The organism is Candidatus Absconditicoccus praedator (assembly GCF_021057185.1).
Lineage (GTDB): Bacteria > Patescibacteriota > Gracilibacteria > Absconditabacterales > Absconditicoccaceae > Absconditicoccus > Absconditicoccus praedator.
In genome coordinates this window covers 1,041,126-1,062,430 of record NZ_CP054059.1, presented here as the reverse complement: position 1 = coordinate 1,062,430, position 21,305 = coordinate 1,041,126, and the positions used below count along the sequence as shown (strand labels likewise).

Sequence of the window (21,305 nt, the reverse complement as noted above, 5' to 3'; positions counted from 1 at the left end):
TAATCAATAAAAAAGTTATTTTTTCATTTTAAGCTTATCTATTTCATATTGTATATCCAAAATCCTATTTTTTACTTCTTCTATTTTTTGAGTTTTTTCTTCCACCACTTTTTCTGGAGCTTTTTCCATGAATCATGGGCTTGTAACTACACTTCTCAATGATTGCAAAAACTGCTCTTCTTGTGATTTTTGCTTTTCAAGGTTTTCTATTTGCTCAGCAACACTTATTTGTTTTATTCATTTCAGCCCAAGTTTTACATCAAAAACAACACCTACATGATATTCTTCTGGAATTTGTTCATTTTCTGATAAGTAACTAATATTATTTACTCAAATAAGAGAAGTAAATATATTTTCATACTGCTTTAAAAACTCTAAAAATCTTGAGTTTGATTGAACACAAATATCAACTTTTTCATGTGGTTTTAATTCGGATTGATGTCTAAGATTTCTTCATTCTGAAATCAAATCCATCAATAAGTTTATTTTAGAGTTTTTTTCTCAAACTTCAATTGTTTGAGGATAATCTGAAACTATCAAAAATCACTCAAATCACAAAAGACTCCACAATTTTTCTGTCACAAAAGGAGCATAAGGATGCAAAAGCTTAAGTATTGTTCAGATTCAATACAGCAAAACTTTTTGGGTATACTCTGAAGAACTTATTTTGGATATCTCTATATACCAATCACAGAAATCATGCCAGGCTACCTTAACTATATTTTGTCAAAATTCTCATAACATAAAATTTTTGAAAGACTTTTCTCACAAAACAACTAATTCATTAATCTGATTTACAATCCATTTATCAAAATCATTTAAGTGCTCAAAATTTTTATTTATATCCTCTCTTATAAGATCATAATCAATAGTTGATGCATTGTCTCAAATATAATTTACATGGATAAACCTAGTGGCATTCCATAGTTTATTTATAAATCTTTTGTTGTACTCAACTTTTTCCATAGAAAATTTTGTATCATTACCAGGAGTTGTTCACAAAACCAAAGACAGTCTCATACTATCAGCTCAATAAGTTTTAATTACTTCTGCAGGATCAATGTTATTTCATTTTGATTTCGAAAATTTTTCTCAGTTTTTATCTTTTACCAATCAATGCAAATAAACATTATCAAATGGTTTTTGACCTAAGTTTTCCCATCACATCATAACCATCCTTGCTACTCGGAAAAAAAGTATATCATATCAAGTTCACATAACCTGATTTGGATAATACCTTTCAAAATCAGTAGTTTTTTCTGGCCATCACAAAATACTAAAAGGCCAAAGAGATGAACTAAACCAAGTATCTAATACATCTTCATCTTGTTTTAGTTTTTGAGAATCACAAGATTGACAATAAAAAATAAACTCATAAAAATCTCATTTTTCCTGAATTCAATATGACTCTCAAAGAATATCAACTAATTTATCTCACTTACTTAATATATCATTTTCTTTGGAAGACATGAAATCTAAGACATCTTCTAATTCTTCAACCTCATTTAGTAACTTGGAATCATTTTTATATTTTGTTTTATAAATATCAATGTATGTTCTATAAATTTTTCACTGATGAGGAAGAATACTGTCATCAAACAAAACATTAATCAACTCTTCTATATTAAAATGCTTTTTTAGCTTTAAATCTGAAATCAAGTTAAATATTATCATAGACAGTATAGTGTATTTAGATGTTTTTTCATTTTGCTTGATTGAAGATATAACTGAATCTTCATCATAAACATTTTTATGTCAGTTTTCACAATACCAAACAGGAATTCTATGTCACCACCAAAGCTGTCTACTTATACACCAAGGCTTAATATCATTAAGCCAATTGAAGAAATTTTTATTAAACCTTTCAGGACATATATTTACTTCTCAATCATTAACTAGATCTATAGAAGCCTGAGCAGAATCTTTTGTGTCTACAAACCACTGTTTACTCAACATAGGTTGAATTCTTGTATTATATCTTTCAGAATAAGGCACCTTTGTTGTATATTTTTCTATTTTTTCTAAATTTCAAATCTCATCAAGCATTTGAGTTAGGTTTCCCATCACATCTTTAGCTTTGTGTCATTCAAACTCCCCTGCCCAACTTGTAAAACATCAATCCTTATCTATTGCAAATCTATCCAAAGGTAAATCATGATTTTTTCATATATTAAAATCATTTGGATCATGAGTAGGAGTTATTTTCAATGCTCAAGATCCAAAAGTAGTGTCTACATATTCATCTGCTATTACAGGTATTGGCCTATTTACTATTGGAATAAGTACATTTTTTCATATAAACTTTTTGTATCTTTTGTCTTTTGGATGAACAGCAATTGCAACATCTGCAAAAATTGTTTCAGGACGAACTGTGGCTATTGTAATTGAATCTCATTTTCATTCTATAAAATATCTAATATGATACAAGTTTGTTTCTTCTTCTTCATAATTTACTTCTATATCTGAAATTACTGTCTGAGATTCTGGACACCAATTAACAATATAATCTCATTGATAAATTTTTCAACTCTGATATAGATTAACAAAAGCTTTTCTTACTGCTCTAGAAAGTCTTTCAGACATAGTAAACTCTTCTCTATTCCAGTCACAAGACGCTCACATTTGTTTTGTTTGGTTTATTATTGTACTCCTAGAGTACTTAGCCCAATCCCAAACTTTATCAACAAACTTTTCTCTTCATAAATCATATCTAGAAATTCATTCTTCTTTTAGTTTCTTTTCTACTACTGCCTGAGTTGCTATTCATGCATGGTCTGTTCATGGGATTCGTAGAGTTTCTTTTCATCTCATACGAGCATGTCTTACAAATGCATCTTCTATGGATAGCATAAAAGCATGACCAAGATGAAGTATTCAGGTAACATTCGGAGGAGGCATTGAAATTACAAATTTTTCTGTATCTTGTTTTTTCCCTTGATTGTCAGGGGCAAACAAATTATTTTCTATCCACATTTTATTTATTTGTTCTTCAATTGATGGATCATATTTTTTAGGAAATATAGACATAATTTAAGTGAATTTTAAAAGCTAAATGATTTTAGAAAGCAATTTTTATATATAATTTACTTTTAATTAAATCTGTTGATTTTTCAAGTGTTTTTAATAATATGTGAAAGATTTTAAAAAATAAATTAAAAATGCTACAAAAACATCTTAAAAAAATTATAATAATAAAAATATTATCAAGCATAGTATGAATTTGAATCTTTTTTTATCTTTTTTTAATAGATACTCAAGATACAACATCAAATAGTGTAGTTTTTTTGATAGACAATAAAAAAGAAATCAATCAATCCGCCTGAGTTGACAACACCTCAAAACTAGATGTTATTAAAAACACAATATCCAAGTCAATTTCAGAGGATGACAACAATAATTACTGAATAGTACTATTTGGAAATCAAAAAGAAACAGTATGACCAACAAGCACATACTTAATACCCCCAACTTGAGACAAATATACCTTAGAGCACTACTTATCTTCACTAAGAGAAAACACTATAATAACACCCACAGATAAGCAATCTGAATATAGTTCTGACATTCTAGACTGAATCCATAATTTTTCAAAAAATACATCTCCTTGAAGTAGTTGAATTTTATTTTTAGCATCAGACGACTATAATATAGATGAAAATGAATCAAATGAAGTAAGAAATAAGCTAGCTGCTAAAAGTCAATCTCTCAAAATTCTTGGAATATGAGAACAAACAAATCAAAATATATCTTGAAAATTATGAGTTCAAAAAGAAAGTATAAAAGAAGAAAAAGATATAAAAAATTATTTTACTACTACAAGTTGAAACATATCAGGTAGCCAGCAAAAATTGTTGGAAACAATAGCCTGAATTTTATCATTATTTTGAATCTAAAATGATAGAAAATATATACTTCAATCAATGGCCTGAAATTTGAATATATGCAATATTAAACAATATGTTGCTTATAATATTGTTATTTTTAATATTTTTTTCCTTGATAAGTAGCATTTTCTTTCTTTTTAAGATATTAATACAAATCAAAAAAAATATAAATGAAAAGAAAAAACTTAAGATAATAAGAAAAGAAATGTTAGAATTTTACAGAAAAAAACTTTTACATTCTGATTGAAAAGAATTCATCAAAAACACAGTTAATTTTTTCGAAACAATGCAAATCAAAGGAGAATATAAAAACATAGAAGATGTTATAAAATTAATAACACCAAACAATCAAAAAATAAATCAAATCAAAGAAACAATATATAAAAAAGAAGATATAGATCCAGAATTAGAAAACTTTCTTAAAGACAAACTCAAAAATATCTCATTATAAAGGACCTTCTCAAACTATCCAGGTTCAACTTTCTCCATTTACAGTTTCATACTCAAATCAAACTCTTCCATATCAAAAAGTTTCGATTTCTCATACCCAAAATACTGTATCTTTTACCATTCAGTTGTCTGATATAATATATGTTCAATCTCAAGTTGTATCTCTTCATACTACACAAGTTTTATGATTGATAACTATATCTACACCAAGTTCAGAAAGCTCCTCTGCTAGATCTCAAGTTACATCAGGAGCAAAAGAATCTGGATTTGCAGTAATTTCTTGAATTTCTTGATCTGCTACTAACTTATTTATATTCATTTTTTTGTTTTTATTTGTTAAATTTTATAAAATTATACACAATATATTTTTTTTGTCAAATTTATTTGTAATATAATTTTAATTTGTATTTATATATATTTCATTGAAATAAATATTTTTTTTATTAATATGTTTATTAACTTTACTGATAAATTAAAGGTATGTTTAAAATAAAAAATTCAAAAAAATTAAATTGAACAGTTAGAATATCTTGAAGCAAAAATGCAGCACTTCCAATTGTTGCCGCAAATCAAATAATAAACAATTCCATAGAACTTGTAAACAAGCCAAGAATTAAAGATTTACAAATACTTGAAGAAATTGCTACTTCTGCAGAAAAAAAATCTAAAAAATTTTATGATCTAAAATGACAAAAAGTAAATCAAATAAGATCTAGTATACTATTAATACCAAATTGACTTATAAAATTTTGAAAAGTTATTTTTTCACAACCATGAGGCTGCAAAATATGAAAAAGGTCTCTTGACACATTTGATGATGCCTTTTTACAAGCAGGAATATCAATTAAACTTCAAAACTGAAAAAAAGAATACAAAAAAACATGAAAACCTCAAAAAAGAATTATTCTAAAAGAATTTAGCGTTACAACAACAGAAAGCATCCTTACATATTTGAGTTTTTTAAAGGATATTGATTACACAATAAAAATTGAACAAGTTGCAATTGAACCTCATGTAATAAACTTAATTGAATTTCTCAAGACAATTTGAGCAAAAATAAAAATAAATTATGATCATAGCATTTTGATAACTCCAACAAGGACAAAAATAAAAAAAGATGAATTTAAAATAATTGGAGACTATATTGAAGCATGAACTTTTTTTGCAATATGAGCTATAACTGATGACTCGGAAATAAAAATCACTTGATTCAATATCAAAGATCTAACTGCTGTGTTAGCAACAGCAGATAAAATATGAATTAATTACAAAATAGTAAATAATAACACAATAATTGTTAATTCTAAAAATAAAAACAAATATAAGCCTATTAGCTTGCAAACTCAAATATATCCCTGATTTCCTACAGATCTACAATCAATTTTTTGAGTGGTTTTAACTCAAATAAAATGAATAAGCAAAATTCATGAAACTATATTTGAATGAAGATTTGCCTATCTTGCAGAACTTGAAAATGTATGAGCAAATATTGAAATACTAAATCCACATCAAGTAATAATTATTTGAAAAACCAAGTTACATTGAGATTATCTAAGTAGTACTGACTTAAGATGATGATGAGCAATGTTACTTGCATGAATACTAGCAAAATGAACCAGTTATATCACAAATGAAAATATTATACTTAGATGATATGAAGATATTGATAAAAAGCTCAAAAAAATTTGAGTAGATATAGAAAAAGTTTAAATTTTAATTTAATATGATGGATTACAATTATACTGACTATATCTTAGTTACCATTATTATATTAGTAATTGTTATTTCTTTAATATTTTTGTTTAAATTTCTCAAAAAAAAGAAGAAAAAACAATTAGATTATCAACTTTTAAAAGACGAACTTAAGACTATTAAAAACAAAGCAGAAAAAATAGACAATGAAAAAATTAAAGAAGAAGTATTATGACAAATAAAAGATACTGAAAATATATTAAATTCAAAAATAAACACAAATAGCACATCTTGAATATTAAACATTAAAGATGACCTAAGCAAACTAGACAGAAAAATAGATGATATTTTGAAAAAAAATTAAAAATATATTAATAAATATACTTATCAAGTTCATCAAAAAATCCAGATATGCTATATTCTCAATTTAATGCTTGTAAAAATTTCGTATCCTTAATAAAATTTTCATATTTTGATACTGTTCAAGTCTTTATATTAAAATCTGTTAGATTTCAAATTATATTTTCAAAAATATTTTTTGATCTTTGACTGGATATTACACTATTGAAAGAAGAAATTGTACTACTCCAAAAACTTGTATTTCATCAAGACACTTCTTGCATAAATTTATCCAAAAACAAAACTGACTGCTTGTTTTTATTTGAATTTTTATTTATCATAAATCACCAAGATCTAGTAAGATATTCATCTGATTTAATAGGAAAGTTAAAAACTTCAAATCAATCATCTGTTAAACCATCATCAAAATATTTATTTTTTTTATCCAAATCAGACATATAACCAAAAGATATATCCACAAAAGAAGAAAACTTTACACAAATATCAGGAAATTTTCTACATTTTTCGTTTTCTTGAGAAAGTCTTCTTACGATAGAAATAAATTTTCTAGGATCCCAGGATTTATAATTTCAATCTGATCATAAATCCAATAAAAATTCTATATAATCTATATCATCTTCCATCCAAGAAAGCTTTACATAACTATATATAACATCTAAATAGTTTTCATAAAAAGTATTATTGTTTTGCATATAAGAGATATCACCTGGAGAAACTCAAAACATTACTGGCATATTCAATCAACTAGAGTCCCCTTCCATTAAAATATATTCTTGAATATCTGATACACTTATAGAATTTTTTCAACTCCAAAAACTATTATCTCTAACAAATGTAACAAGAGGATCAATAGCAAAAGGCAAAAAAGTATTTGAATCAATATCATTAATTTCTGAAAATTGATAATGAAAATGTTGATCCAATGATGAATCAAACTCAATATTATAAGCAAACTGATCAAAACTTTTCTTCCAAGTAGAAGGGATCATAAAAACATCGTATCAATCCTCTTCTCTTGCAAGACTCAATAATAACTCATTTTGATAATTATTCATATCTTTATATTTCTCATAATCTACTTTTATAGAGTATTCCCTTTGAAATCTTCTTTTTAAAACTTCAAATCATCTTCTTTCATAAAAAAAATCAGGTATATGAACAACTATCTTTGAATCCTCATATTTTTGTTCATAATTATCTTCTTCTTTTTTAATTTTATTATTATCAGCATCTTTACTTTCATCATTTTCACCATCAACTTCATTTTCATCTTTAGTATTTTCTTTTTCATCATCAATATCTTCATCTTGATCATTGTTATTAATTTCATCATTGTTGTCTTCATATAAGTTTTCATTTTCAGCTTGTAAAACATCAGCTGATGGCTGAGATCATCATACCAAAAAATAAACAATAGCAAAAATCCATAAAAACAAAAAAACAAATATTCCACCTAATACTAATAAAACATTATTATTCATCAAAACTATCTGAACTTTCTAAAAATTCATTATTTTGTTTTTCCTCTAATTTAAATCATAAATAATCAAACATTCATGTACTATATAATATAGAATTTTCTAGAATATACTTCTCACTTATAATCTTACCAAAAAATAAGAAAACATAACTTCATGAATCAAATATTAGATAATTTTTTCAAACTTTAATTTTATTATCTTGACTTGAGATAGTATACAAAAGTTTTTCAACATCATCTCAAAACACTATATTTCAATAAAGTTTATGAAAATTTTCATTTCAATTTATTTTTTTTAAAACAAGTATCTCTTCTATTGTTATATCATTTTTAAATATATTTTTTAATTTTTCATCATCAATATCAGACAGTATAATATTACTGTTATAATAATTAATCTTTGTTAGAACATCATTTAATTTATAAATTCTATTAGTTAAAAAAGATCAAATTCAAGATAAAATAGACACCTTAGCATCTTCATTCAGTTGATCAAATTTTTCCTTAGTTAAAAAATAATATTCTAAATCTTCAGAAACTTTTGCATCTAAAAGTTTGGGAACTAATTCTAAAAAGCTTTTTTCTCATAAAATTTCTCAACTTCAAAGAGAAACTACTGGAATTGAGTTTTTCTCAAGTAAAACATGTCAAGATTGAATATAGTAAATATTACAATCTTCCTTTGAGCAATCAAATAACATCTTTCAAGATTCTAAAAACTTTTTTTGTCAGTATTTCTTAATCAATTGGCCTAAATTTTGAACTTCCATTTTTATGGTATGAAACTAAAGATTTAAAATTATCTATATTTTTAACTTTTGATAATGCAACATTTAAGTCTATTTGTCCACTAGCTACAGCTTCTGCAAGAGACTGATCCATAGTTCTCATTCAATATTTAGTAGAAGTTTCCATGATTCATATTAATTGTGCTAACTTTCTTTCTCTAATATTATTTGCTACAGCATTATTATTTATTAATACCTCCCTTACTGGAACTCTTCAATTATTAGTTTTATTTGTAAAAAGTCTTTGGCTAATAATAGTATCCAAAGAGAAACTTAATTGAGCTGCTACTTGTTGCTGCTGATTAGCAGGAAAAGAATCAACTATACGATTAATTGTTTGAATAGCATCAGTTGTATGCAAAGATGACAAAACTAAATGTCATGTTTCTACTAAGGTCATTACAGAAGATATTGTATCAAGATCTCTCATTTCTCAAACTAAAACCACATCTGGATCTTGTCTCAAACTGTATTTTATCGCTCACTTCCAAGATTTTGTATCTTTTCATATTTCTCTTTGTGTTATCAAAGAATTCTTACTTTCATATAAAAATTCTATTGGATCTTCTAAAGTAATTATATGAGAGTTAAGTTCATTATTAATTGCTTCTATAATTGATGCTAATGTTGTTGATTTTCAAGATCAAGTTGGTCAAGTAACTAAAATCAATCACTTTTCCTTGTTAATTAATTGATTCTTAAATTCAGTAGAAAATCAAATCTCTTCCATACTAGGAGGCATAGAGGATATTTTTCTTAAAGCAATTCTAATTCAATTGTTATCTTTGTATGCATTGATTCTAAATCTACTTCAAGAAAAAGTATGAGAAGCATCAACTTCATGTCCATCTAATAGCAAATCGACACTATTTGTGGGCAATATATCATGTAAAAATCAGTAAATCTCTTCTTGATATAAAATGTATCAATCTAATTTTTTTATTTTTCAAGAAGAGTTTCTAACATAAATAAAATCATCTTCTAAAATATGTATATCAGATATGTTATTAACCAATATTTGTTCAAGTTTTCAATAAATACTATTTGAAGGCATAAATTTTTTATTTTTATTTAAATCAATATATTAATAATATCTAAATCAAGCTCATTTGTCAAATTTAGAAAAAACCAATAATTAATAATTTAATTTTATAGGTTTTAGAGAAATCTTTTTTCAGAAAACTAACCTTCTTCCAAAATTAAAGCAGCAGTTTTAAGTATATTTCTCAATGTTCCCACAGGTAATGAATCTTTACCCATTGGAACAACAATAGCTCATTTTCCGCCTGGATGTCTAAATATTCTGTGACTTGTGGATCATTGTCTATCTTTTAGAAATCCAAATCTCTTCAATAAAGCTTCAACCTCTCTTGAACCCATTTGGGGGGACCAATAACTTAATATATTTGTTTTTGGTCTCTTAGTTTGATTTTCTTTAGAGCTTGGTGTTTTGTATTTTTCAATTTCTTGGATTTTTGTTTTCCCCAAAAGAAAATCTATCAAAATTTCAGAGAATTCTTTTATATTCTTGTGAACACTTGTTTGATCTATTTGTTCAGCACTAAACTTTTCTATTAATTGATCTAGTTGTGATGACTGAAATCTGTTTAATAAAATTAATAAATTTGCTGAACTATATACTGTTTGGAGTAAAAATTCTATATCTAGATAGTTTGAAATAAATATTAAATCATAATTATTTGAATTTAGATATGATAGTTGCTCAGGTGAATTTACATTATCAAGAACTTGTTGTACAAATCCTTCAATTCAACCTGGAAAACTACTTTCTATTATTGGCAATAAATTATTTTTCTTTAAGAACTTAAACAATTTTAATAGCCTCTCTAACCAATCTATTTCCTCTTCTAGATTTTCAAAATATTCAAAAATTAATGTAACATCTATATTTGTAGAATCTAATATTTCTTCTATTTCTTTTTGATATTTTTCCACAAAGCTAGTTTTATTTAATCAACTTAGGATATCTTGTATATTTTCAAAGTCATTATCTAATAAATGATATATATCTGCAAAATTATGATAAAAAATATATAAAATTTCATTTTTACTTAGATGATTTAGCTTTTTTAATGCTGTATTGTTTGCCAAACTTAATATATTATTTACAACTGTATGATATTTATCTTCCTGCAATAAAAATATATTTTGAAGAGTTCTTTCACTTATTTCACTGCAGTCAAAATTTTCACAAAAATATACATAATAAATAAGCCTTTCTACTGATATATCATATATTTTTCTTCTATGAGTTATTTCATTAGAAAATTGCTTATCTGATAAAAAATTTTTAATTTTATTGTTTAGTTCTACTAGTTCTTGTATAGCAAATTCAAGATTAAGTAAGTTTTCATAATCAAGATCAGTTTGCAAAAACTCCCAAAAACCAATATCTATAGGATTTTGTGTCTCCTGTAAAAATAAATCTTCCTGTGATTTAAGTCTTATTAAATTTTGTTTGTATTCTCTAAATTCTTCAACATATTTGCTAACTTGGTTTTGTTCTTCCCAAAAAATTACATACAATAAATAATACAAATTTTTATTTCCAATTAAATCTATATCTACTTTTTTTAACAAAGAAGAAATATTTTTAAATCACTGAATATTTTCAATATTTTTTTGTACAAAATCAGCTCATAATATTTGAGTTATTAAACATACATTGTCTTTGAACTTCAAGAAAAAGTTAACATTTTCCTCAATAAATTCAGCACTGTACTCAGAAAACAAGTAGTCCCTGTTTTCTTCTGAAAAAGACTGAAGTTCAGGATTTTTACTTGCTAACAAAAGAAAACCTAAAAAGTTTTGAAGATCATAAGTGTTTTCTATTTTTCACTGTTTATATTTTTTATATATAGAGCTTATCCTGATATTATCATCATTGGATATTTTTTTCTCTTTAAAAGCCATATAAAGAACACCCACAAAATCCAGATCAACATTGCTTTCAAATAATGAATCAAAAAATATATCCAAAAACTCCTCAATCAAAAGACCATCACAATCATTTTGTTTTAGATTTTGAGATAGTTTTTTATAATATTGTTGTTTTCTTCCTAAAATTTTCAAATCATTTAAAAAGTTAGTAATATTTGTATCTCTTCTTTGTTTATTTCATATCTTGCTTCAAGTTTTGTACAAGTTTTTCTGAAATTTACTGCCTACATTTTGCCCTGAAAAATTTTGATTAATTCAACTTATACCAATTTTTTTTTGAAGATTTTTAAGTATTATATGTTTATATTTAGATGATGTGCTTTTATTTGGTATTCTAAGCATATAAAAATGCAAAATAAGCTCATAATATTCATTACTATCTTTATCCAAGCTAACTTCATTTTCTTCTAAAAAAGAATCTATTTCATTTATTATATTTGTAATTAGCTTATTATCTTTGTGTTGCTCATAGTATTCACAATAAGCCTTATCTGTGCTTTTGATATAAAAAACATATTCTAAAGCTTCTTTAATGTTTAGGATTCAATAATATAATCATTCTAAAAAAATCATATTTTTTCTATCTGGAAATTGAGATCTATTAAAAAGAGTTTCATTATCACCAACTTCTTCATTTAATATATTAAGTAATATTTTTGACTGCTTCATAAAAAGGTTATACACAGTTTCATCGTTTGATATTATATAAAATAATTCATTAAGATTTCTTTTGTAGTCATTTAGTATCTTTGGATTTATAAACATAGAAATATGAAACAAAAATCTATTAAGAGTAATAGAATGTTTCATCTTTTTAACACCTATAATATTTTTTAATTTTTCAAGTATATGCTTTACTTTTTCTTTCTCACTTCCCATAAACCTCTCTTCCAGTAAGGTTGATGTTAGTTCTTGTCTAACTTCTAACAAAACTCAAGTTTCATCTTCTCCAATTCATAGAATATTTTGAGCTTCACTGTTTGTTTGTCTATTTTCAAAAACTCCTAATCACATCTATATTATTTAAAGTAAATAGCTAATAAAAAAAATATGGTTAATTTAGTATTCAATATATTAATCAAAAAGGCTTAAATTGTCAATTATTTAATTAAAATATGAGTTTATACTTTGAGTTAGCCATATTTTAAAAACTAAATAAAAATTAAGATTAATTGCTTGTTTTTTATATTTTTTGGCCTTAAAATTTGAATTTTTTAAAATTTTATTTATCATTTTAATATATAATTTAAAAAATAAAAAATAAAAAATGACTTTAATCACTCCAGAAAGAAGAGAATGAGAATGAATTTGTACGGAAAAACCTTTAACCCAATTTAGAGATGAATTAATACAAAATTTAGATTTAAACTGAAGTATAAATTTTGATGAAATTCTTAATATTGTATGAAACAATAAAAATCTAATTTCTTTAGCAGTTAAAGCAGTACTGAAAATAATAAAAAACCAAAACTTAGAATGAAATACTAAAAAAGCAAATGAACTTTATTATAAACTCTTTGATTATTTCTGGATGAGAGAAAAAAATATTTTAGAAAGAATACAACAAAACATGGCTGAGTCAGAAAGAAACATGATAGACTTATCATTACTTCCAAGTTTTAAAGAATTTATCGAAGAAACAAACAATAAAAATGATTATGAACTTTTAAATTTTATTGAAAAAAGTATTCCTTATATTGATGAAGAGTCAATAAGTTTTTATTTTTGATATTTAGAATATATAGAAAATTCTCTACCTGATTCAAATATTAAAAAAGTTAAATACTTAAAAGAAAAACTTAATAAATTTGTTTCATAATATTTTTTATTGGAAAATAAGATAAAACTAGTAAGACTGAGTTAAGAATAACAACCATCATAATAAAACTTAGAAAATGTGCATAACCAATCATTGATTCAAGATAAAATCATAAAATTAATATTACAAATCATATAAAAATAACTGTTCGATAATAATTTCGATTAATTGTTGGCAAAATCTTATTTTTCCAAGCAATAAATATAGCTCATAATACAAATAAAACCTCTAATAATATTTGAGTAATTATTCCTCATATTAAATTATACTGAAGTATCAATGGTAATCATACAATCAGTCAGATAGATACTCATAAAAAATTTATTATTAAAAGCTTATTTTGAAGATTGTTTATTACAAAAACGTAGTTAAAAATTTGCTTCACAAAACTAAGCACTAAGACTACTCATAAAAAAGCAAGAACAACATCGCCTCATATATATCAATTTCAAAGGTAGTCTTCTCATCCAACAAAATATATGATTTGTGTTCAAAAAACAGCAAAATTAATAAGAAAAACTATACCTATCCATATAGTAAAAATAATCATATATCCAAAGCTTTTTAATATATGCTTTTTTGATTTAGAAGATATTTTGTGAATCAATGCATTCCCAAGACTTTGAGGCACTACCAACAATATTTCCATCAAAGCAAGAGCTAATGCCCATACTCATACATAAGCAAAATTTTGTTCTGTTGGAAAAAAGATAGAAAGAATTATTAACACTACCAAAGTATGAAAACTACTCAAAAAGTATGCAACTCAGTACTGTCGATTTGAAAATATTATATCTTTGGAAAATTCTTTATCAAATTTTAGGTTTAATGGTATTATTTTTCTTCATACTCGATGTACATATGCTATCTGAACAATTCAAGACAATACCACAGATGCCATTATCAAACAAAATACAAATATTGATAATGTACTTCAATCAAACTCTTGTCATGGAAACAATATATATAACACAGTCACCAACATGATAAGCTGTGCAGATCTTGATAGCACAAGTCATATACAAAGATGCTTCATTTTCCAATAGAGCTGAAGAGGCGCCTGAAGCATCCCTGCAACCATGAAACTTGCACTAAACATCATACCAAGAGGTAGTCACCATATTAAATATGGATTTTCTGTATATGCGGGTATAAGATATGCTACAAATATAGCAAGAGTATAAACAACAAATATCATAAAAAATCTGGTAGCTACTATCTTTCAATAGACTGTTTTAAGTTTTTCAAATGACTCTTCTTTGATTTGTCCAAGTTTTCTTAATGCAATAACATACAATCCAAAATCTGCTAATGCTGCCCATACAGCAAAATATTTCAATATTGTAGAATAATCTCCAAATCTAAGAGGTCAAAGATAAGGAGTTATCATTTTTATCACTAAAAGTCAGGCTACAGCACTTAGCACTCTTCAAAGAATCTGCCAAAAAGCATCTTTTACTACCAGTTTGTATGACATTTTTTTATTTGTTATCTGAATCTTTTCATTTTTTCAAGAACCTATCAAGCATATCTTCCAGCCTGTTTTTTTCCTTCTCTTTGTTATCTTCTTCTGTATCTTCGTCGTCTTCTTCCTCCTCTTCTTGTACTTGTTTATCTTGTTTTGATTTTTCTTTTTGCTTTTCTATAAAATCTTCATACATTTCATCAGCTTTTTCAGGCTTCTGCATAATTTCCTCAAACTCTTCTTTGGATATGTATTCTTTTTCATATAGAAGTTTTGCCAATCTTTCGATTGTATCCATGTTGTCTTGAAGTATTTTCTTGGCTTTTTCGTAAGCCTCATTCACGATATTAAATATTTTTTCATCAATTTTTTTAGTTGTTTCTTCACTATAAGGTCTGTATACTTGCATATCTTGTTGTTCTCTTTGTTTGTAGTTAATTGTTCAAAGTTCATCGTCCATTCAGTATTTCATAATCATATCAGAAGCAATTTGAGTAACTTTCTCAAAATCATTTGATGCTCCTGTAGTTATTTCTTCTTTACCAAAGATTAATTCTTCAGCAACTCTTCCTCAAAGTAATGTCACAAGTTGATCAAGAAACTTTGCTTTACTGTTCAAGTATGTGTCTTCTTGTGGCATCATCCAAGTCACTCACAATGCCATTCATCTACTAACTATACTTATTTTTTCTACTGGATCTGCATTTGGTAGCATATATGCTGTAACTGCATGTCATAACTCATGGTATGTAATAATTTGCTTTTCTTTTTCTTTCATAGTTTTAATTTTTTTCTCAGGTCACATAATAACCTTTTCCAATGCATATTCAAAATCTTCGTTTGTAAGGATTTTTCTTCTTTCTCTTGCTACTTTTATGGCTGCCTCATTGGCAAGATTTTCTAGATCAGCTCATACAAATCAACTTGTTCTTCTAGCTATTGTTTCTAAATCAACTGATTTACTTAATTTTTTGTCTCAAGTATGAACTTTCAGTATATCAATTCTTTCTTCTAATGTAGGTGTTCATACATAAACTTTTCTATCAAACCTTCAAGGTCTTAACAATGCTTTATCTAACATATCAGGCCTATTAGTGGCAGCCAACACAATTACATTTGTATCTTTGTTGAATCAGTCCATTTCTGTAAGTATTTGGTTCAGTGTTTGCTCCTGTTCTTGATGTCATCAGGTTTGTCCCGATCACCTTCTTTTTCCAATAGTATCTATTTCATCTATAAATATTATAGCAGGTGCTGCATTTTTGGCTTTATTGAAAAGCTCTCTAACTTTGGCTGCTCACATACCTACCAACATTTCCATAAACTCACTTCAAGAAGAAGAGAAGAAAGGAACATCTGCTTCTCAGGCAACAGCCCTTGCTACCAATGTTTTACCACTTCCAGGAGGTCAATACAATAGAACTCATCTTGGTATTTTTGCTCATACTTTTTTGTATTTAGTAGGGTTTTTTAAATAGTCAACTATTTCTTCCAATTCATTCTTAGACTCATCCATTCATGCAACATCTTTGAATTTTGCTTTTATATCGTCTTTTTGTTGTAGTTTTCAAGCTTGTGTAGAAGAGAATGGAAATCAACCACCTCATTTTGGAGCAAAAAGCCTAAAAAGGAAAATCAGCAACAACACCAAAAGCAGTAATGGCAATAAAGTTTCCAAAAACACACTTGCTAAGACTCATCTTTCATCATATTTTACCGTAATACTTGTTTCTTTTCTTGGATCAATTCATAATTCCGAAATTGTAGTTTCTTCAGGTTTTTTTGTTGTGAATTTTTTATAATTTACTTGAGGAATTTTATAACCAATTATATGAGTAGTTTCTATAATTTCTATTTCAATAAGTCAGTGTAGTTTTTTTCAGTCAATAACTCTTACTTTATCAAATTCATTATCTTCATATAACTTTAAAAAATTATTAAGGTCTATTTCATTTTTTTCTGATATTTTTTCTATTGCTTTAGTTCAATCTTCTAGATTCGTATATTCTTGCTGTTGTGTATTATATAACAATATAGAAGATACTAGAATAAATCAAATAAATAAGATTATTCATTTTTTCATTTTTTGTTTTACTTTTTTTATGAATTAAAAAAACAGATAACATCATTTATAAAAAATTGCTTTAAAAAATCAACTATAAATAGATTAATTATAAATTAAAAAATTATTGAAAATATAAAATTTTTCCTTATTATAGTGGTTTATTTAGATACTAAAAAAAAGAATGAAATACGAGCTAACAAAATGAAATAATTCAAACTATGAGATAAGTATAACTATACCAAATGAAGATAGTTCAAAATACAAAGAGAAAATACTTAAAAAAATTCAACAAGATATGGAAGTACCAGGATTTAGAAAAGGTCATGCACCTTTGGAAATGGTTGAAGAAAAAGCAAATCCAGAATACATTAAAATGGGAATATATGAAGAAATTGTAAATGAGTGACTTAAAAAAATAATTGAAGAAAATCCAAATATAAAATTTATTTGACAAATATACAATGTGAACGACAAATCAGATGATAAAAATACTACTATCACATTCAATCTTGATGAATATCCACAAGTAGAAGTAAAAAATGATAATTGGAAAGCAGCAAAAATAGAAAAAGTAGATGATTCTGTAACAGAAGAAGAAATACAACAAACTCTATGAAACCTACAAAAACAATATGCGCAATATGATGATGTAGAAGAAATGACACAGGATACAGTAGCTAAAGTAAAATTTGACTTTTTAGATGAAAACGAACAAAAACTTGATAATGGTACAGCATTTATATGAAAAGAAGATATGGATGAACATCATATACTTCAAGAATTATTTGTAGGAAAGAAAAAATGAGAAGTTTTCAACTCAGAGTATCAGCATGATAAACTACCTCACATACTTCATTACCACAAGGAATGAAATCCAACTAATATAAAATTTGAAATGATAGAAATTAAAAAAGTTCAACTTCCTGAAATGACAGATGAAAAAATACAAGAACTTTTCAATAATGAGGTAAAAAACCTTGATGAACTAAGAGAAAGAATCACTGAAATTGTTCAAAAACAAAAATTTGAAAACTGATTAGTAAATCAAATAGAAAACTTTATAAAATCTGCAGAAGAAAGTATGGAAGTTGTGATTCCAAAGACTATAATAGATGAAGAAGTAAAAACAAGAATGAAATCGCTTGAGAAAAGATTTGGATGAGAAGAATGACTTAAAAAATATATGGATTCTATATCAGAAGAAGAAAGAAATAATATACATAATGATGTAAGAAAATCTTCAAAAGAAAGTTTATGAAAATTCTTTATATTAAAGGAAATTTCAAATCAGCTTGGAATATCAGATCAAATAGACTGGAAAACTCCACTTGATGCAGAAAAGAAAGTTTATGAAAAACTAGTTGAATCAAATAATAACTCCGACAAAAAATGAAAAAATGCCAATTCAACAAAAAAGAAATCAGAATCAAATAAATCAGATTCTTGAAAAGATAAATAATACTTATTTTTATTATATAAAACAACAAAATGTTTGGAAATCTTTGAGATATGAAACAAATGTATGACAAATACAAAAAATTACAAGAAACACTTAAAAATACTGTAATTAGAGCTAGAGAATGATGAGTTCTTATAGATATCACTGCAGAAATGAAAATTAAGAATGTAAAAATAGAAGATGAAAGCCTTTTGGATCCAAATATGAAAGAATCTTTAGAAGAAGCAATCAAGGCATCTATAGAAAAGTGACAAAATAAAGCTCAAGAGGTTGCTATGCAAAAAACTAAAGACACACTATGATTTGATCCAAATGATATAGCATCTATGATGTGATGAGGATGATGAGGATGAATGCCAAATATGCCTTGATTAAAATAAGTTTTTACATAACCATCTTGATAGAGATGGTTTTTTTATAAAAAAGATTGCCTTAACTTCTTTTTTCATTATATATCTTTATGCCAATTAAGAATCAAAGATTCTTTTATCATTTTTAAAATTTACTTAAAATTGAAGTTATTTTTTGTATTACTAAATTTTAAAAAACTTATCTAACACTTAAACTATGAGAAAGAAATTAGACCAAGATACTGGATGAAAAAAAATACATAAAAAAAATATATTATTAAACTCTGCAATTTTACTTGCAGTTTTATCTTCGTGATGTTGAACTACATCAAAAGAAACTCAAAATGATAATAATATAGATGTTATTGGATTTTCAGAACTAGGAGTTTCACCTACTCAAGAACAACCAAAAGACAATAAAGAAGGTACAAAACAAATACCTTGAGAACACGACATTGAAACTCCTGAACAATATGACGATTACGAAGAAATTGAAGTATCTGAAGAAACAGATGAAAGGTCAGAAATAGTACTTAAAGATATTTATGAAAAATATAATAATTTGGATAAAGAACAAAAAAAAGATATATTAAATGTAATTGAATTTGAAACTACTTCTCTCCGACAAGACCCCCTTTTAGAACTTCATTGAAGAAGATTATGAGAACATATTTGATACTGAAAAAATAATTGATTACAACAATTAAATAAAGATGTTAATCCTTTAGATAAAAATTCATCGATATTTAATTATGAAAAATTAAATATACCTTTGATTAATCCAGAAATATTAAAACATACATGAAAAAACCTTTCAGAATTTCTAGGTTTATACACAAAGTTTCAATCACATATAGATGAAAATGACACAGTAATTGTTGTCACTACAATTAAAAATTGAGAAAATGCTGTTTTGTATTTTGAAGAATGAAATCTAAAATTTGCTTCAATAACATCAGTATGAACAAAAGACTCTAAAACACCAGAATGAGTGTATACCACTAGCTGAAATTTTATAGCAGATAAAACTTCATTTTCTTATGAGGATGCTCCCATGGCTTATTCAATACAAATATGAAGTTATCGTTCACCATACTTTTTGCATGCTTGAACAACTGACTGAGAGAAAAGATCAAACTGATGCATTAGACTACCTTGAATATATGCAAAAAATCTTTTTGAAATAACAAAAGAAAAAGCAAAAAATTCTTGACCCATCAAAGTTGTAATAAAAGATCTTTATTAAGATCTGCCTTTAAACTTGATATCAATAAAACATCATATAAATCCAAAATTTTTTCTAATATTATTTTCTATCCATTTTTTAAATGAAAAATTAGCTTTTTCTTCATCATTTACAAAAACTACAAATCTTGGTGGAGCAATATCGGTTTGTGTTGCATAATAAAATTTACAAATCTTATTTTTTGGAAACCTTGGAGGATTGTGTATCCAAGCTTTGTTGAGAATATTATTTAGCTGAGATGTTTGTATTTTTTTATTGTTTTCCTGATAAATAGATTGAGCAAAATCTAGTATCTTATCTATATAATATCAAGTTTTTGATGATATTGGAATTATAGGAATATGTTTTGCAAATTCTATATTTCTTGTACAAAATTTTATAAAATTATCTATACTTTTTTTTGAAAAAAGGTCAGTTTTGTTTACAGCTATTATTGCTGGAACCTTCAATTTAGAAATCTTACCAAGTATAGTTTTATCAGTATGTGTTAATCATTCCTGCATGTCCAATAGTATAACTGTAGTAGGTTGAGCTAGTTCCAAAAGCTTATAAGTTTTACTAAAAGCTATCTTCTCTAATCATACAGTTCTTCATTTTTTTCTTATTCAAGCAGTATCATACAAAACAAAATCTTCTCATTTATAGTTTATATAAGTTTTCAAGTAATCCAATGTAGTTCAAAGTTTATCTTCAACTTTCGCTACTTCTTTTTGAGCAAACTTATTTAACAAAGTAGATTTTCAAGTGTTTGGTCTACCCACTATAGCCAATGGTATAGACTGAACTTGACTGTCATATGATTTTAATTTGTTTGTTTTAAATTGATCAACTATAAAATCTTTAATAAAATCTGTTCATATTTGTTGTAAAACACTAACTTTATGTATATTTTGAAAACCAAACTGATAAAACTCATCCGCCTGAATACTGGTAGAATCTCATTCTACTTTATTAATAAGTAAAAGTGTTTGTTTTTGTTTTCAAGACTTAAAAATCATTTCTTGTATTTCCTGATCTTTGTGGGTAATTCAATCTTTTGCATCTACCATAAAAATTACCACATCACAGTTTTGTAGGATTTCTTTGATTATAGGTTTTTCATTTTCTGTATCCAATCAAGGAGAATCGAATAACAGAAAGCTAACATCTCAAATATTTGCTAACTCCGAAAAACTTTCTCTAGTAGTTCAAGATATATCTGTAACTATAGATCTATGTGTTCATATAAGTTTATTAAAAAGTGTAGATTTTCCTACATTTGTTCTTCATACCAATCATACTTTCAT

General features: G+C 25.9%; 17 protein-coding genes. 8 read left to right on the top strand and 9 right to left on the bottom strand.

Features of this window, described 5'->3' with window-relative positions; translation table 25 throughout:
* Positions 1-15 precede the first annotated feature (15 nt).
* On the bottom strand, positions 16-3,027 hold the full coding sequence (locus HLG78_RS05095; protein WP_231177920.1) for a valine--tRNA ligase: 3,012 nt from the start codon (positions 3,025-3,027) through the stop codon (positions 16-18).
* Positions 3,028-3,158: 131 nt separating this feature from the next.
* Between HLG78_RS05095 and HLG78_RS05090 the strand changes: the two genes are divergently transcribed.
* Complete coding sequence (locus HLG78_RS05090; RefSeq protein WP_231177901.1) at positions 3,159-3,893, top strand: vWA domain-containing protein; 735 nt, start codon at positions 3,159-3,161, stop codon at positions 3,891-3,893.
* A gap of 1 nt (position 3,894) precedes the next feature.
* Positions 3,895-4,335 carry a hypothetical protein gene (locus HLG78_RS05085; protein ID WP_231177899.1) on the top strand — a complete coding sequence of 147 codons (441 nt, stop codon included), beginning with the start codon at positions 3,895-3,897 and terminating at the stop codon, positions 4,333-4,335.
* Here the strand turns inward: HLG78_RS05085 and HLG78_RS05080 are convergent.
* Entirely contained in the window at positions 4,330-4,653 is a 324-nt protein-coding gene (locus tag HLG78_RS05080; RefSeq protein WP_231177895.1) for a hypothetical protein, read from the bottom strand. The genes HLG78_RS05085 and HLG78_RS05080 overlap by 6 nt on opposite strands.
* A 161-nt stretch (positions 4,654-4,814) precedes the next feature.
* On the opposite strand from HLG78_RS05080, the gene HLG78_RS05075 reads away from it, so the two are divergent.
* Complete coding sequence (locus HLG78_RS05075) at positions 4,815-6,044, top strand: UDP-N-acetylglucosamine 1-carboxyvinyltransferase (protein ID WP_231177891.1); 1,230 nt, start codon at positions 4,815-4,817, stop codon at positions 6,042-6,044.
* A 13-nt stretch (positions 6,045-6,057) separates the two neighbouring features.
* Positions 6,058-6,390: a hypothetical protein gene (locus HLG78_RS05070; protein WP_231177888.1), complete on the top strand. Its 333-nt coding sequence runs from the start codon at positions 6,058-6,060 to the stop codon at positions 6,388-6,390.
* Between the two features lie 7 nt (positions 6,391-6,397).
* Here HLG78_RS05070 and HLG78_RS05065 read toward each other — a convergent pair whose 3' ends face one another.
* From HLG78_RS05065 to HLG78_RS05050, 4 genes are all read right to left on the bottom strand, one after another.
* Positions 6,398-7,867 carry a hypothetical protein gene (locus HLG78_RS05065; protein WP_231177885.1) on the bottom strand — a complete coding sequence of 490 codons (1,470 nt, stop codon included), beginning with the start codon at positions 7,865-7,867 and terminating at the stop codon, positions 6,398-6,400.
* Entirely contained in the window at positions 7,860-8,636 is a 777-nt protein-coding gene (locus HLG78_RS05060; RefSeq protein ID WP_231177881.1) for a cyclic nucleotide-binding domain-containing protein, read from the bottom strand. The genes HLG78_RS05065 and HLG78_RS05060 overlap by 8 nt, the downstream gene beginning before the upstream one ends.
* Complete coding sequence (locus tag HLG78_RS05055; protein WP_231177878.1) at positions 8,605-9,708, bottom strand: type IV pilus twitching motility protein PilT; 1,104 nt, start codon at positions 9,706-9,708, stop codon at positions 8,605-8,607. Before HLG78_RS05055 ends, HLG78_RS05060 begins: the two co-directional genes overlap by 32 nt.
* Positions 9,709-9,836: 128 nt before the next feature.
* A complete protein-coding gene (locus tag HLG78_RS05050; RefSeq protein ID WP_231177876.1) occupies positions 9,837-12,629 on the bottom strand; it encodes a type II toxin-antitoxin system HicA family toxin in 2,793 nt (930 codons plus the stop codon).
* Positions 12,630-12,882: 253 nt separating this feature from the next.
* Between HLG78_RS05050 and HLG78_RS05045 the strand changes: the two genes are divergently transcribed.
* A complete protein-coding gene (locus HLG78_RS05045) occupies positions 12,883-13,434 on the top strand; it encodes a hypothetical protein (protein ID WP_231177875.1) in 552 nt (183 codons plus the stop codon).
* On the opposite strand, the gene HLG78_RS05040 is transcribed toward HLG78_RS05045, so the two are convergent.
* Both HLG78_RS05040 and ftsH read right to left on the bottom strand, forming a co-directional pair.
* Complete coding sequence (locus tag HLG78_RS05040; protein ID WP_231177872.1) at positions 13,415-14,911, bottom strand: oligosaccharide flippase family protein; 1,497 nt, start codon at positions 14,909-14,911, stop codon at positions 13,415-13,417. The two genes, HLG78_RS05045 and HLG78_RS05040, sit on opposite strands and share 20 nt — an antisense overlap.
* A 4-nt stretch (positions 14,912-14,915) precedes the next feature.
* A complete protein-coding gene (ftsH, locus tag HLG78_RS05035; protein ID WP_231177869.1) occupies positions 14,916-16,982 on the bottom strand; it encodes an ATP-dependent zinc metalloprotease FtsH in 2,067 nt (688 codons plus the stop codon).
* A gap of 163 nt (positions 16,983-17,145) precedes the next feature.
* On the opposite strand from ftsH, the gene HLG78_RS05030 reads away from it, so the two are divergent.
* From HLG78_RS05030 to HLG78_RS05020, 3 genes are all read left to right on the top strand, one after another.
* Positions 17,146-18,423 (top strand): trigger factor, encoded by a 1,278-nt coding sequence (locus tag HLG78_RS05030; RefSeq protein ID WP_231177866.1) that lies wholly within the window; start codon positions 17,146-17,148, stop codon positions 18,421-18,423.
* 29 nt (positions 18,424-18,452) lie between these two features.
* On the top strand, positions 18,453-18,803 hold the full coding sequence (locus HLG78_RS05025; RefSeq protein WP_231177863.1) for a YbaB/EbfC family nucleoid-associated protein: 351 nt from the start codon (positions 18,453-18,455) through the stop codon (positions 18,801-18,803).
* 187 nt (positions 18,804-18,990) lie between these two features.
* Positions 18,991-20,019: a L,D-transpeptidase gene (locus HLG78_RS05020; protein WP_231177860.1), complete on the top strand. Its 1,029-nt coding sequence runs from the start codon at positions 18,991-18,993 to the stop codon at positions 20,017-20,019.
* Here the strand turns inward: HLG78_RS05020 and der are convergent.
* Positions 20,016-21,305 (bottom strand): ribosome biogenesis GTPase Der, encoded by a 1,290-nt coding sequence (gene der, locus HLG78_RS05015; protein ID WP_231177858.1) that lies wholly within the window; start codon positions 21,303-21,305, stop codon positions 20,016-20,018. The two genes, HLG78_RS05020 and der, sit on opposite strands and share 4 nt — an antisense overlap.